The 13,731-nt window shown below is 67.1% G+C and carries 18 protein-coding genes; 12 read left to right on the top strand and 6 right to left on the bottom strand.

Annotation, left to right across the window (positions count from 1 at the left end; genetic code table 11):
- Positions 1-172: 172 nt before the first annotated feature.
- The 7 genes from OH799_RS30440 (at position 173) to rdgB (ending at position 5,089) form a co-directional block, all read left to right on the top strand.
- Positions 173-613 (top strand): M67 family metallopeptidase, encoded by a 441-nt coding sequence (locus OH799_RS30440; protein ID WP_357267650.1) that lies wholly within the window; start codon positions 173-175, stop codon positions 611-613.
- 33 nt (positions 614-646) lie between these two features.
- The gene (locus OH799_RS30445; protein WP_406271205.1) at positions 647-919 is read left to right on the top strand and encodes a MoaD/ThiS family protein; all 273 of its coding nucleotides are present in this window, start codon (positions 647-649) and stop codon (positions 917-919) included.
- Positions 920-927: 8 nt separating this feature from the next.
- On the top strand, positions 928-1,890 hold the full coding sequence (locus OH799_RS30450) for a PLP-dependent cysteine synthase family protein (RefSeq protein WP_406271208.1): 963 nt from the start codon (positions 928-930) through the stop codon (positions 1,888-1,890).
- Positions 1,891-1,992: 102 nt separating this feature from the next.
- Positions 1,993-2,676 (top strand): rhomboid family intramembrane serine protease, encoded by a 684-nt coding sequence (locus OH799_RS30455; protein WP_406271211.1) that lies wholly within the window; start codon positions 1,993-1,995, stop codon positions 2,674-2,676.
- A gap of 69 nt (positions 2,677-2,745) precedes the next feature.
- Entirely contained in the window at positions 2,746-3,510 is a 765-nt protein-coding gene (locus OH799_RS30460; RefSeq protein ID WP_406271214.1) for a cyclic nucleotide-degrading phosphodiesterase, read from the top strand.
- Between the two features lie 200 nt (positions 3,511-3,710).
- Positions 3,711-4,481 carry a ribonuclease PH gene (rph, locus tag OH799_RS30465; RefSeq protein ID WP_357267658.1) on the top strand — a complete coding sequence of 257 codons (771 nt, stop codon included), beginning with the start codon at positions 3,711-3,713 and terminating at the stop codon, positions 4,479-4,481.
- Positions 4,481-5,089 carry an RdgB/HAM1 family non-canonical purine NTP pyrophosphatase gene (gene rdgB / locus OH799_RS30470; RefSeq protein ID WP_406271218.1) on the top strand — a complete coding sequence of 203 codons (609 nt, stop codon included), beginning with the start codon at positions 4,481-4,483 and terminating at the stop codon, positions 5,087-5,089. Before rph ends, rdgB begins: the two co-directional genes overlap by 1 nt.
- An 11-nt stretch (positions 5,090-5,100) precedes the next feature.
- Here the strand turns inward: rdgB and OH799_RS30475 are convergent, their stop codons facing one another.
- The 4 genes from OH799_RS30475 to OH799_RS30490 all read right to left on the bottom strand — a co-directional run bounded on the left by OH799_RS30475 (position 5,101) and on the right by OH799_RS30490 (position 7,246).
- Complete coding sequence (locus tag OH799_RS30475) at positions 5,101-5,466, bottom strand: DUF3817 domain-containing protein (protein WP_406271221.1); 366 nt, start codon at positions 5,464-5,466, stop codon at positions 5,101-5,103.
- Positions 5,463-5,924: a transcriptional regulator gene (locus OH799_RS30480; protein WP_406271224.1), complete on the bottom strand. Its 462-nt coding sequence runs from the start codon at positions 5,922-5,924 to the stop codon at positions 5,463-5,465. Before OH799_RS30480 ends, OH799_RS30475 begins: the two co-directional genes overlap by 4 nt.
- Positions 5,925-6,045: 121 nt before the next feature.
- Positions 6,046-6,921, bottom strand: coding sequence for an oxidoreductase (locus OH799_RS30485; RefSeq protein WP_406271226.1), 876 nt, complete (start codon positions 6,919-6,921; stop codon positions 6,046-6,048).
- Between the two features lie 25 nt (positions 6,922-6,946).
- Complete coding sequence (locus tag OH799_RS30490; RefSeq protein WP_406271229.1) at positions 6,947-7,246, bottom strand: hypothetical protein; 300 nt, start codon at positions 7,244-7,246, stop codon at positions 6,947-6,949.
- Positions 7,247-7,415: 169 nt separating this feature from the next.
- On the opposite strand from OH799_RS30490, the gene OH799_RS30495 reads away from it, so the two are divergent.
- The 3 genes from OH799_RS30495 (at position 7,416) to OH799_RS30505 (ending at position 10,188) form a co-directional block, all read left to right on the top strand.
- Complete coding sequence (locus OH799_RS30495) at positions 7,416-8,075, top strand: TetR/AcrR family transcriptional regulator (RefSeq protein WP_406271232.1); 660 nt, start codon at positions 7,416-7,418, stop codon at positions 8,073-8,075.
- Positions 8,076-8,145: 70 nt separating this feature from the next.
- Complete coding sequence (locus tag OH799_RS30500) at positions 8,146-8,796, top strand: PadR family transcriptional regulator (protein WP_406271235.1); 651 nt, start codon at positions 8,146-8,148, stop codon at positions 8,794-8,796.
- A 180-nt stretch (positions 8,797-8,976) separates the two neighbouring features.
- The gene (locus OH799_RS30505; RefSeq protein ID WP_406271238.1) at positions 8,977-10,188 is read left to right on the top strand and encodes an FAD-dependent oxidoreductase; all 1,212 of its coding nucleotides are present in this window, start codon (positions 8,977-8,979) and stop codon (positions 10,186-10,188) included.
- Here OH799_RS30505 and OH799_RS30510 read toward each other — a convergent pair.
- Positions 10,185-11,024: a helix-turn-helix domain-containing protein gene (locus OH799_RS30510; protein ID WP_406271241.1), complete on the bottom strand. Its 840-nt coding sequence runs from the start codon at positions 11,022-11,024 to the stop codon at positions 10,185-10,187. The two genes, OH799_RS30505 and OH799_RS30510, sit on opposite strands and share 4 nt — an antisense overlap.
- An 86-nt stretch (positions 11,025-11,110) precedes the next feature.
- Here OH799_RS30510 and OH799_RS30515 point away from each other — a divergent pair, with 86 nt between their 5' ends.
- Both OH799_RS30515 and OH799_RS30520 read left to right on the top strand, forming a co-directional pair.
- Entirely contained in the window at positions 11,111-11,554 is a 444-nt protein-coding gene (locus OH799_RS30515; protein ID WP_406271244.1) for a hypothetical protein, read from the top strand.
- Positions 11,554-12,570 carry an NAD(P)-dependent alcohol dehydrogenase gene (locus tag OH799_RS30520; RefSeq protein ID WP_406271247.1) on the top strand — a complete coding sequence of 339 codons (1,017 nt, stop codon included), beginning with the start codon at positions 11,554-11,556 and terminating at the stop codon, positions 12,568-12,570. Before OH799_RS30515 ends, OH799_RS30520 begins: the two co-directional genes overlap by 1 nt.
- A gap of 3 nt (positions 12,571-12,573) precedes the next feature.
- Here OH799_RS30520 and OH799_RS30525 read toward each other — a convergent pair whose 3' ends face one another.
- Positions 12,574-13,293 carry an HNH endonuclease family protein gene (locus tag OH799_RS30525; RefSeq protein WP_406271251.1) on the bottom strand — a complete coding sequence of 240 codons (720 nt, stop codon included), beginning with the start codon at positions 13,291-13,293 and terminating at the stop codon, positions 12,574-12,576.
- Positions 13,294-13,731: the final 438 nt, after the last annotated feature.

Consider the following 13,731-nt stretch of genomic DNA (forward strand, 5'->3'; position numbering starts at 1 on the left):
CTTGTCGTGCCGACGTGGTCGAGGTTCGGGGCCGACTTGTTCGCCGCCGACCCGGTGGACCCCGACAACCACGCCCGACGTGCCGCACGGAAGGTGGCCATCGGGGACCGGTCGACGGCATCGCGGGAATAGCCGAATATTCTGGCTCGTTGTCGACTGGGATGGGTCGGCGTTGCGGAAGGGTGTTCGACAAGTGCTGGTGATCAGGGCCGACCTCGTGGAGGCGATGGTGGCGCACGCGCGCGCCGATCATCCCGACGAGGCCTGCGGCGTCATCGCGGGACCCGAAGGCTCGGATCGTCCGGAGCGCTTCATCGCCATGGCCAACGCCGAACGCTCGCCCACGTTCTACCGCTTCGACTCCGGCGAGCAGTTGAAGGTGTGGCGCGCGATGGACGATGCCGACGAGACGCCGGTGGTGATCTACCACTCACACACCGCCACCGAGGCTTATCCCAGCCGGACCGACGTGTCCTACGCGTCCGAGCCCTTTGCGCACTACGTGCTGATCTCCACCCGCGATCCCGAGCGGCACGAGCTGCGCAGCTACCGGATCGTCGACGGCGAGGTGACCGAGGAGTCGGTAAAAATCGTCGACGCGTACCAGAACTAGTTCGATGCCTGTTCGTGAAACCGAGGAGTACCCATGTCGGTAACTGTGTCCATCCCGACCATCATGCGCGGCCTCACCGGAGGGGAGAAGCGCGTGCAAGCGCAAGGCGGCACGCTGGCCGCGCTGATCGACAACCTCGAGGCCAACCACCCAGGACTGGCCGAGCGCCTGCTCAAGGACGGCAAGCTGAACCGCTATGTCAACATCTACGTCGATGACGAGGATGTCCGCTTCGCCGGCGGTCTGGCGGCCGCGGTGCCGGAGGACGCCAGCGTCACCATCCTGCCCGCCGTGGCCGGAGGCTGACCGATTCCGTGGCACGTTATGAATCGCTGATCGCGACCCTCGGCAATACCCCGCTGGTCGGCCTGCGCGTGCTTTCTCCGCGGTGGGACGGCGAGAACCACGTGCGGTTGTGGGCCAAGCTGGAGGACCGGAATCCCACCGGCTCGATCAAGGATCGCCCGGCACTGCGCATGATCGAACAGGCCGAGGCCGACGGTCTGCTGCGACCTGGCTGCACCATCTTGGAACCCACCAGCGGCAACACCGGTATCTCGCTGGCGATGGCCGCCAAGCTCAAGGGTTACCACCTGGTCTGTGTGATGCCGGAGAACACCTCGGTGGAGCGCCGCCAGCTGCTCACCATGTTCGGCGCGCGGATCATCGATTCCCCCGCGTCGGGCGGCTCGAATCAGGCTGTCGCGCAGGCCAAGCAGATCGCGGCGGAGAACCCGGACTGGGTGATGCTCTACCAGTACGGCAATCCCGCGAACGCGCTCGCGCACTACGAGACCACCGGCCCGGAGATCCTGGCCGATCTCCCCGAGATCACCCATTTCGTCGCGGGACTCGGTACCACGGGCACGCTGATGGGCACCGGGCGCTTTCTGCGCGAGGAGGTGCCCGGCATCGAGATCGTGGCCGCCGAGCCGCGCTACGGCGAGCTGGTCTACGGCCTGCGGAACATCGATGAGGGATTCATTCCCGAGCTGTACGACGAGACCGTCCTGACCAACCGCTTCTCGGTCGGCCCCCACGACGCGGTCAAGCGCACCCGGGAACTCGTGCTGGAGGAAGGCATCTTCGCCGGAATCTCCACCGGCGCCATTCTGCACGCCGCGCTGGGCGTCGCCCGCAAGGCGGCGAAGGCGGGTGCCCGCGCGGACATCGCGTTCGTGGTCGCCGACGGCGGCTGGAAATACCTGTCGACCGGGGCCTACGACGGCACCCTCGAAGAGGCGGAAGAACGGCTCGACGGCCAGCTCTGGGCCTGATTTCCGGACGCGCCGGTACCCTCGGAGAGGCGGGGTCGCACGACGAGGAGGTGGCGGTTGACCGGCGGTGCGGGACTCGGGCCTTCTTTCGACCCTGATCGGATGGCGTCGATTCGCGCGCGGTTAAGCAAGCCCGCGGAGGCATCTACGCCGCCTCCGGCGAAAACGACAGGTGGCCTCGCGGCGGTCAGACAACTCTGGCTGCGTGCCGGGGTGCTGATCATCGGATTCGTCGGGCTGCTCTACGGCATCGAAGGTGTCGACACCTTCACCGGCCATCGGCTCGACCACGCGGGCATCGAGCCGCGTCGGGCCGACGGACTATCCGGCATCCTGTTCGCCCCGGTGCTACACGGTGGCTGGGACCACCTGATCGGCAACACGCTTCCGGTGCTGGTGCTCGGTTTCCTCGCTCTGCTGGCCGGCGTCGGTCGCGGCCTGGCCGCGACCGCGATCATCTGGATCGTGGCGGGTGTCGGCACCTGGCTCACCGGGGCAGCGGGCTCCGTGCACCTCGGCGCGTCGGCACTGGTGTTCGGTTGGCTGACCTTCCTCATCTCCCGTGGCTGGTTCGCCCGCAACCTCGGTCAGATCGTGCTCGGCCTCGCCGTGCTGGCGCTCTACGGGTCGCTGTTGTGGGGGGTTCTGCCTGGACAACCCGGAATCTCTTGGCAGGGGCATCTTTTCGGGGCGGTGGGTGGACTGCTGGCCGGCTGGGTACTCTCTGGTGATGAACGTCGACACCGCCGCGGGGATCGAGCCGGAGTCACTGTGCCGCCACGCTGAGGGTGTCGCCCTGCAGGAACTGTGGGGGACCCTTTCTTGAGTGAGAATTCACCGTGGCAGCATGGGGGAATGCGCCTTACCGTCCTCGGGTGCTCGGGCAGCGTGTCCGGCCCGGACTCTCCAGCGTCGGGTTATCTGCTGACCGGACCGGATATGTCGCCGACGGTCATCGATTTCGGCCCGGGAGTGCTCGGCGCACTGCAGCGCTACGCCAATCCAGGCGAGGTCGACGTCTTCCTGACCCATTTGCACGCGGACCACTGCCTGGATCTGCCCGGCCTGCTGGTGTGGCGGCGCTACCACCCGACACCGCCGGAGGGGAAGGCGATCGTGCGTGGCCCCTCGGATACTGCGCTGCGGATCGGCAATGCCTCCGCCGAGGTCGGCGGCGAATGCGACGACTGGTCCGACGTGATCGACATGCGACCGTGGGCCGACGGGGAGTCGGTCGAATTCGGGCCGGGTCACACCGTAACGGCGCGCCGGATGTTTCACCCGCCGGAGGCCTATGGTTTGCGCGTAGTGACCGCGAGCGGGCGAACCTTCGTCTATACCGGTGACACTGCCTTGTGCCCGGAGGTCCGCGTACTCGCCCAGGGCGCCGACATCCTGATGGCGGAGGCGTCCTGGACCCACGACCCCGCGAACCGGCCGCCGGGCATTCATCTTTCGGGTGTCGAGGCGGGTGTGATCGCGGCCGAGGCAGGGGCGAAGGAGCTGCTGCTCACTCACATTCCGCCCTGGACCTCCCGCGAGGATGTAATCGCCGAGGCAAAGGCGCAGTTCGCCGGACCGGTGCATGCGGTGGCACCGGGCGAGACCTTCGATATCTAATTTGCAGCGCCTGAGCACAGTGCTGTTTTGCAAGCAGCGAACCTCGAGACGCAACGATTGCCACCCGAGCAGCAACACTGGCCGGACTCCCGCTTCCGAGCGAAGCGAGATCGAGCATCAACCGTTCGCGGCCCGAGACAGCGCGGGCCGCGAACACGCCGTGCCGCAGGCGCGGCAATTGAACACAGTAGGCTGTGGCCGTGTCGAGACGAGCCGATGGTAGGGCGGACGATGAACTCCGCGAGGTACGGATCACCCGTGGTTTTACCACGCATCCAGCCGGTTCGGTGCTGGTGGAGTTCGGCCAGACGCGGGTGATGTGCACCGCGAGCGTCACCGAGGGCGTGCCCCCGTGGCGCCGTGACTCCGGGCTCGGCTGGCTCACCGCCGAATACGCCATGCTGCCTGCCGCGACGCACACTCGCAGCGGCAGGGAGTCGGTCAAAGGGAAGGTCGGCGGACGGACCCAGGAAATCAGCCGGCTGGTCGGTCGCTCGCTGCGCGCCTGCATCGACTTGGCCGCCATCGGCGAGAACACCATCGCGATCGACTGCGACGTGCTGCAAGCCGACGGCGGAACCAGGACGGCCGCCATCACCGGTGCGTACGTCGCGCTGGCCGACGCGGTGACCTATCTCGGCGCGGCGGGCGGCCTGGCGGATCCCCAGCCGATTTCGTGCGCGATCGCCGCGGTGAGCGTCGGCGTCGTCGACGGCAGGGTGCGCTTGGACCTGCCGTACGAAGAGGATTCGCGTGCGGAGGTCGACATGAACGTGGTCGCCACCGACACCGGCACACTCGTCGAGGTTCAGGGCACCGGTGAGGGCGCCACGTTCCCGCGGTCCACACTGGACAAGCTGCTCGACGCCGCGCTCGCGGGTTGTGAACAGCTGTTCGTCGTGCAGAAAGAGGCGCTGGCGCTGCCGTACCCGGGTGTGCTTCCCGAGCCGTCCGAGCAGAAGAAGAAGTGATGCCTCGCCTTCTGGTCGCCAGCCGCAATCGCAAGAAACTGAACGAGCTGCGCCGTATCCTCGACGAAGCGGGCGTCGCGGGTATCGAGATCGTCGGGCTCGGCGACGTTCCCGCCTACGGTGAGGCGCCCGAGACCGGGGCGACGTTCGAGGCGAACGCGCTCGCCAAGGCCCGGGATGGCGCGGTGGCCACCGGCCTGGCCTGTGTCGCGGACGATTCCGGGCTCGAGGTGGACGCTCTGAACGGTATGCCCGGTGTGCTGTCGGCGCGCTGGGCGGGTGGGCATGGTGACGACGCCGCGAACAACGCGCTGCTGCTCGCGCAGCTCGCCGATGTCCCGGACGAGCGGCGTGGGGCGCGGTTCGTCTCGACCTGCGCACTGGTGGTGCCGGGCGGCGGGGAAATCGTCGTGCGGGGCGAATGGCCGGGCTCGATCGGCCGCGAGCCGGTAGGCGACGGCGGTTTCGGCTACGATCCGCTGTTCGTTCCGGAGGGCGGCGCAATCACCGCCGCCCAGCTGACGCCCGCCCAGAAGGACGCGGTGTCACATCGGGGGCGGGCGCTGACCCAGTTGCTGCCGAAGCTGGCCGCGCTGACCGCGCGCTGACGCCGGAGGCGTCAGATGTCGAAGTCCTGCTTGACCTTTTTCGCGTTGACATGCTCGACGAAGAACGACAGCAGAGGGATGGTCCCCGCGAGCAGGGTGCCGACGGTACGGAGCACTGGCCAGCGGACCTTGACCGCGAGATCGGCGGTGACCAGCAGGTAGACGAAGTACACCCAGCCGTGGACCACGGCGATCCAACTGGGCGTGTGCACGTCGAAGCCGTACTTGGCGATCATCTCGCCGGTGAGTAGCAGCAACCAGAGACCGGTGATCCAGGCCAGCGCGCGGTAGCGCAGCAGTGCCGAGGTGATCTTGGCGGTGTTCACCGTCGGTGCGGGTACCACGGTGGCCTCGGTGGAATTCTCGCTGGTGGTCAACCGGCGCTCCTCTCGGGTGTGTTCAGGCCCGCCGCACGGACCTGCTCATCGATGTCGTGGGCGTGCAGCGCGGCGAGGTACCGGTTGTACTCGGCGAGCGCCGGGTCTTCTTCCCGCACGACCTTCGGGCGCTCCGGCAGCAGACCTGCCGGAAGCTCCTTGGGTGCAGCGGGTTTCGTGGCAAGCCTGGCCTCGACGGGCTCATGCTCCGCGTCGGAGGGCTTGTCGTTCTGTTCGGCCTCCCGCTCCAGCCGGACGAACCGGAAGTAGGCGAACACGGCAAACGCCGCGAACAGTGGCCACTGCAGCGCGTACCCGAGATTCTGACCGGTGCCGCTGGCGGATTCGAACCGCTCCCACTGCCACCAGGCCAGGGCAAGGCACCCCAGCGCAGCGACAAACACCAGCACGATGAGGGCCGGGCGATTGTGTGCCGAGCGGCGGGGTGAGGCGGACACGGCTTCCACGGTACCTCTTCTACTACGCGGCACGTAGAGCCAGGTCGGTGCTCCCACTAGGCTGTGATCACATCATTGCGGTGTGGAACGGCCCGCCGACGGCGGCGGCAGGTTCTTGCGATCAGAACTTGTAGGTGACCCCGGTGAGCCGCTCGGATTCAGCCCACAGCCGCTCCCACAGGTCCTTGTTCTTCGACAGCCGAGAGGACGGCGACGCGTCCACCGGGCCTCGGGTCTGGAACAGTCGGGACGGGCCCCAGTACACCTCGGGGTCGGCGTCGGGCATGGTCGCTGCGAACAGCGTCGAGCGCGCGGCCTTCGCGGGCGAATGCCCGATCAGGCGGATGAAGGGCTTGGCGATCCGGTCGATCGGCGTCTCGGTATGCGCGAACAGGTCGGTGGCCGAGACACCGGGGTGGACGCCGTAGGAGCGCTTCGCCGAGCCGGCTTCGGCCAGCCTGCGCTGGAGTTCCCGTGCGAACATGAGGTTGCACAGCTTGGACTGCGCGTACGCGAGATTGCGCTGATAACGACGGTGCTCGTAGTCGAGGTCGTCGATCCGGAGTTTAGGGGTCTGCTTGTGCGCGATGCTGGCCAGTGTCACCACCCGGTCGGTGATCCGGTCCAGCAGTAGTCCGGTCAGCGCGAAGTGGCCGAGATGGTTGACGCCCCATTGGGTTTCGAAGCCGTCCTTGGTCCGCGAGAACGGGACGTTCATCAGGCCGGCATTGTTGATCAGTACGTCGAACTCGCTCCTGTCCTCGGCGAATTCGCGGACCGAGGCCAGGTCGGCCAAGTCCAATTCGGCCACCCGCACATCGCCCTCGATGTCGTCGGCGACCTTTTTCGCCTTCTCCGCGTCGCGGCAGGCCATGACGACGGTAGCGCCTTTGGCCGCGAGGACTCCGGTGGTGACGGCGCCCAGTCCGCCGTTCGCGCCGGTGATCACATAGGTGCGTCCGGTCTGGTCCGGGATTTCAGTAGGTCTCCACGCCATGAAGACAACCTTACTCTTGAGTAAGTTATGAGGGAAGCCGCGCGGGCACCCTCGCGCCGATTGCCGCGGACGGAAATATCCTTGCCGCGGGACGGAATTCGATGACATGGGCAACGCGCTCGGCAGGCATCCGCTGCTGGAAGCTGGCCGCGAGCAGGGTGCTCACGGTTTCGCCCCGCCCCTGACGGGTTGCGGGGTCCAGCGTCATCGATCCGACGTCGATGATCGTGACGTCCTGCCTCACCAGCCGGCCTGCGGAGCGGTCTTTCGCCGCTACGGCCTTGGGGGCGAGCGGCTTCGGTGTGTGCCTGCGGGAAGTGACCACGCGAGAACCTCTTTGTTCCACGGCGACGTATGTGATCCCGGTTGGTTTCAGACTGTGTCGATTATGCCCGATTATGACCCGCATCACAACTATCACCCGTCGCGAGCGTTCATTCGCCGGTCGTCCGCACGGATGGGCTGTGATCCACGGTTTCGCTACGGTGAAGGGTGTGACTGCGATAGGGGGAAGGCAATACGGCGGGCGAGCCGTCGTGGAGCGGAAGGCTGAGCGGCGCCAGCGGTTTCTCGCGGCGGCGACCCGGATCTTCGCCGAGCGTGGCTACGTGAACTGCTCGCTGGCCGACGTGTGCGCCGCCGCGGGCCTGTCCAAGCGGCAGTTCTACGAGGAGTTCCAGACCAGGGAGGACGTGCTGGTCGCGGCCTATGACCGGATCCAGGACGAGGCCGCCGCCGCGGTGCTGGCGAGGATGGGTGCGCTCGACCCCCGCTTCGACCTGACCGCCGCGATGACCGCCGTGGTCGCCGCGTATCTCGAGTCGATCGGCTCCGACCCGTACCGAGCCAAGGTCGCCTTCGTCGAAGTGGTCGGAGTGAGCGACCGGATGGAGCGGCACCGCCGCGTGCGACGGCACGCCTGGGCGTCGGTGCTGGAGTCCGCCGTTGTCCCGGTCGTCGCGCCCAGCGCACGGGTGCGGGGCGGTCCCGGGTGGGCCGCAAGCGCTCTCATCGGTGCGATCAATGGGCTCGCGCACGAGTGGGTCCTCGCTGATCCGCGTCCGACGGTCACCGAGCTGGTGGATCTGCTGGTGCCGATCGCGCTGTCACTGATCGAGGGGTCGGGGGTGGCTCCGTCGCCGCGCATGGCGTGATCGGTCCGGCCTGCACGACTTGCCACTGAATACTCGTTTACGTATATTCGTATACGAGTAAGGAGGTGCCGTGGTCAAGAAGCGCAAAGTGAACAACTTGCTCGCACTCGCGGTGCTCTCCGCGATCGTCGAGCGACCGATGCACCGGTACGAAATCGCGCAGACCCTGCGGGACCGGGGCAAAGAGCGCGACATGGACATCAAGTGGGGCTCGCTCTACACAGTCGTGCAGAACATGGAGAAGGTCGGCTTCCTCGAGGTCGTCGGCAGCGAACGCGACGGTGCGCGGCCGGAGCGGGTGATCTATCGGATCACCGACGTGGGTCGCGCCGAGATGGCCGACTGGACCAGGGAATTGCTCGCCACCCCCGAACCGGAACATCACCGGTTCGTCGCCGGCCTGTCCATTCTCGCGGTACTGCCACCCACGGAGGTGATCGAGCTGCTGGGACGGCGTCTCGACGCGCTGCGGCACAACATCGAGGCTGTCCGCCGCGAACTCGACGAACTCGCCGTCGCCAAGCTGCCGCGACTGTTCGTCGTCGAGTCCGAATTCGGGCTCGCGATGCTGGAAGCCGAAGCGGCATGGACGCGTTCCCTGCGCGACGAACTGAACGAGGGCACCTTCCCCGGACTGACGCAGTGGCGGGACTGGCACGAGCGTGGCATGGACCCGTCCGAAGTCGCCGAGCTGGTGGAGAGGGGGATGACCGAGAACTAGCCGAAACCGGCCCCGGCGGGGTGCGGCAACACCGCCGCCGGGCCCGATCGAACAGTCTCGAACCGCGCCCGCGAACGCGCACCCGGCTACAAGGCTGGCAACCACAGGATAACCAGGTGGCTGACGCGCGGGTCGGTTCGGGGAATCGCAACCCGTATCGCACAAATCCTGGAGACACTCATGTCCACAACACGTACCGCCCTCGTAATCGGTGGCGGCATCGCCGGACCCGTCGTCGCGACGGCCCTGCTCGAGGCGGGCATCGAAGCCCGCGTCTACGAGGCCTACCCCGGCCCGTCCTATGGCATCGGCAGTGGGCTTGCGCTTGCGCCGAACGGCGTCGCCGCCCTCGACCTCATCGGCGCGGGCGATCCCGTGCGCGACATCGCGCTGCCTGTGACGAAGATGAACATGTCCGTCGGTGGCAAGCTCCTGCAGCTGCCCAGCCTTTCCGAGGTCCCACCCCTGCAGGTTGTCGATCGCAGCGAACTGCACCGGGCACTGCACCAGCATGCGGTCACCGCCGGCGTTCCTTTCGAGTACAACAAGCGTCTGGTCGACGTGCGCGAGGACGAATCGGGCATCACCGCACGGTTCACCGACGGCAGCACGTCCACCGCGGACGTGCTCGTCGGTGCCGACGGCATCCGCTCGACAGTGCGCAACCTGATCGACCCGAACGCGCCCGGTCCCGACTACCTCGGCATGGTCGGCTTCGGCGCGGTCACCGAGTGTGACGCCGACGTCCCGCCCGACACCATGACTTTCGCATTCGGCAAGCGGGCGTACTACCTCTACTGGCCGACCGCGGACGGCAGGGTGGCGTGGGGAGCCAACCTGCCGCACAAGGAGTACCTGTCGCTCACCGCGGCACGGGCCATCCCGAAAACGCACTGGCTCGAGACCCTGCGCGAGACCTACCGTGACGACGATCCCGGCGGCGAACTGGCCCGGCGCACCACCGAGGACCAGCTCGAAGTGGTCGGTGCGCTGCACATCATGCCGCGGGTGCCGCACTGGTATCGCGGGCGGATGGTGCTGGTCGGCGACGCGGTGCACGCGCCGTCCAACAGCTCCGGACAGGGCGCGTCGCTGGCGATCGAGAGTGCTGTGCAGCTGGCCCGGTGCCTGCGTGATCTGCCGACACCGGCCGAGGCGTTCGCTGTATACGAGCGGCTGCGGCGCGGCCGGGTGGAAGGGGTCGCGGCACGCGCCGCGAAGATCAACCACAGCAAGACGCCGGGGCCGGTGGCGCGCAAGGCGATGCAGCTGCTGATGCCGCTCATGGTCAAGACACTGATGAACCCGGAGAAGACCATGGGGCCCGAGCAGCGCTATCGGATCGACTGGGACGCGCCGGCCGACGACGAACTCACGACGAGCTCGGTTTAGGCGAGTAGTCCTGCCGGTCCCTCGGACCGGCAGGACTTATCCGACCCGGATCGCAGTGCGGCGCGTTCGCGCAGGACCCGCGCGGTCTGCTCGTCCGCGGGCAGAAACGCTTCCAACTGCAGCTCGGCAAGCGTGATGTCGACGGCGGTGGCGAACGAGGTAATGGTGGTGATCAAGCGCAGCTCGCCTTCGTCGCCGCGTAGGCGCAATGGCACCGCGAAGCCGAGATGGTCTGGACCCGGATCGGTTCGCGGCAGATAGCCTTCCAGCTCGGCGATCAGCTCGTCCAAGGCGGTGTCGGGGCTGCGTGCGACTCTGCCCCGTAGCGCTTCGGTGACGTGCCTGCCCCATTCCGGCAGGTTGAGCACCCTGGTCGCCAAGCCATGGGGGTGCAGCGCGAGCCGCAGCACATTGACCGGGGGTTCGAGCAGCCATGGTGCGGCGCCCTCGGTAAGCACGTCGAATGCGGCGTTGGCGGCGAGCAGGATGCCGTAGGGCCGGGCGATCAGCGCCGGGTACGGTAGGTGGCCGTCCAGGATGGCCGTCAGCGCCTCCAGCGCCGGCGCCAATTCCGCGGTGTCCAGGTCGGATTCGGGAAAGACCGGAGCGTAGCCGGCGGCGAGCAGCAGTCCGTTGCGCTCGCGCAGGGACAAGTCCAGCGACTCGGCGAGCCGCACCACCATGGTGCGTCCCGGCCGCGAGCGCCCCTGCTCCAGAAAGCTCAAGTGCCGTTGCGTGGTGTCGGCGCGGGTCGCGAGGTCGAGCTGGCTGACCCGGCGCAGGGTCCGCCAGTGTTTGAGCTGCCGAGCGAACCCGGACTCGATCGCCGTCGTCATCTGAGCAGTATTGATCGCCGCGGGGTTGCTCCGCCATTCCCCGCGGGGAATCGCACGCGACGACGTGACCGGCGAAACTCTCTCGCATGAGCAACCAACTCGATGAGCAGCAGCTGACGGACTTCACCGACCGATACATCGCGATGTGGAATGAGCCCGACGCCGAGATCCGGCACAAGCAGATCAGGGAGCTGTGGGCGGTGGATGGCGCTCAGGTGCTGGTGGACCCGCCGCAGGCGATGCGAGAGGCGCTCGCCGCTCTGTCTTTTCCGATCCCGACCGTGGAGATCCGCGGCTACGAAGCGTTGGACCGTCGCGTCGACCGCGCGTACGAAATGTTCGTCGCGCCAGGTGCGCACGTGTTCGCGCCGAGCGGGCAGGCGGTACGGCTGTCAGCGAACGTGATGGGACTCGCATGGCGAATGGTGAACAAGGCCGACGGGGCGGTCGCAGGCGGCGGATATGACGTCGTGGCGCTGGACGGCGAAGGCCGGATCAGGTGGGATCACCAGTACATCGGCCTCGCGTGATGACCGCGGCTGCCTACCACCTGGACCCGTCGCGCGGCGTGGCCGGGCTGACCGTCGCACCGCAGCCGACTCCGGAGCCGGGTTCTCACCAGGTCGTCGTTCGCGTGCTGGCCGCGTCGCTGAACCGGCGCGACCTGATGCTGCTGGACGGCGCCTATCCGCTGTCGGCCACGCCCGGGATCGTGCCACTCTCCGATGGCGTCGGCGAAGTGGTCGCGGTGGGCGACAAGGTGACTCGTGCCTCGGTGGGCGACCGAGTGACCGCGACATACTTCGTCCGGTGGATCGACGGTCCACAACGGCAGTCTCATGTCCTCGAACAGTACGGCGCCACGTACCACGGCATGCTCGCCACGTACGCAGTGCTCGAGGAGGATTCGGTGGTCCACGTTCCCCGGCATCTCACCGATGCCGAAGCCGCCACGCTGACATGTGCCGGCGTGGTGGCCTGGGCGGCACTCACCGCGCCGCTTCCGGTCCTGCCGGGGGAGGCCGTGCTGATCGTCGGTAGCGGAGGGGTCGCACTGTTCGGTGTTCAGCACGCCAAAATGCTTGGGGCCGAGGTCATTTCGATCACTTCCACCGCGGATAAGGCCGCGCGGCTGCGCGATCTGGGCGCCGACGAGGTGATCGTTCGGAGCCGGACACCGGACTGGGAACGTGCCGTGCTGGACCGCACCGGCGGTGACGGCGTGGAACACGTCCTGGATGCGGTGGGGCTGCCGACGCTGGCGCGATCTGTGCGGTCGGGCGCGTACAACGCGCGGATCACGATGGTCGGCGCGATGCCCGCCGAGGATGCGCCGACCGGTAACCCATTCGGAGCGTCGTATCTGTCCATTCGTCGGATCGCGGTAGGCAGCAGAGTCGATTTCGAGGCGATGAACCGCTCGATTACCGAGCACAAAACGCGTCCTGTGCTCGATTCGGTGTTCTCGTTCGACCAGGCGGAAGCGGCCTATCACTACTTCCGCACCGGTGATCCGTTCGGCAAGGTGGTTGTCGCGTTGCCGTAGGGGTCACGGACAGGTGCGCAGTTCCCGAGCCATGACATCTTTTTCGGAGTCGGTGACCCACAGCTTATAGGCGGCCTTCACCTGGATTTGCCTGGTCAGGTAGGCGCAGTGGTAGCCCTTGTTCGGTGGCAGCCAGGACGCTGCGTCGGAATCGCTCTTGGACTGATTGGTCGGTCCGTCTACGGCTTGGAGGTTCAGTGGATCGTTCGCGAGGTCGCGGCGGCGTTCGGCCGACAGCTGTTGCGCGCCTTTCTGCCAGGCGTCCGACAGGGCGATGACGTGATCGATCTGCACCTCGTCGGAGGTCTTGGTGCCGCGCACGAAGTGGATGGTCTTACCGGTGTAGAGGTCGTTCAGCGTGCCGGTCGCGACGACGCACTTGCCCGACTTGAACGTCACCTCGGTGAGGTCGCGCTGCAGGATGTCGTTGCGGGTGTCACAACCGTTGTCGCCGCCGGGCACCGTGACGTTGTCTGACCAAGGTGGGCCGAATTCATCGCGGCTGTAACCAGTTTTGGCCGCGCGGCCCGCGACTCGCAGGGAATCGAGCAGGGCGAGCGCGTCACGGCTGGGCATGGCGGCGGGACTGTTGCCACACACCCGGCCGGAGCCGCACCCCACTTTCGCGGCCGAGCCGCCGCAGCCGACGGTGACACAGGCAAGTCCGACGAAGGTCGCGACTACGAGGCTTATCCGAGCCAGCCGCCGTGCTGTGAACTTCATCGAACTTCCTAACGCCACTTCAACTGTAACCGGCGTCAAGGTATCCGGTGGTTGTGACGAAATAATCGAACGGCGCGTATGAGATTCGGCACAGCTGCACGGATTCATCGGTGTGCCACATTGACTGGACAGGCGACCGGGATGGGGGCCCGCCCTCGAGCCGCCGTGCCGGCGCCGACTCGAGGGCGGCTACTCACGAGGGAGACCGGTGGCGCGGCTGTGCGGGACGGGTGTCCAGTCCGAGGACCGCACTTTACGACACCACGGGGCTGATGAGGGGGAGGTCCCGAGGTGTCGAGCCGCGCCGACTCCGGGCTCGCTCGTGATGATCAGGGGTGAATCGGAATCCGATCCGCGTCGGCTGCCCAGGCCATCCGCCGGTTGCTCACCAGTCGCTGCCGCACCGTTGTATCTCCGTCCGGACTACGCTTCGTCTAC

Origin of the sequence: Nocardia sp. NBC_00881 (assembly GCF_045207455.1) — a bacterium.
Lineage (GTDB): Bacteria > Actinomycetota > Actinomycetes > Mycobacteriales > Mycobacteriaceae > Nocardia.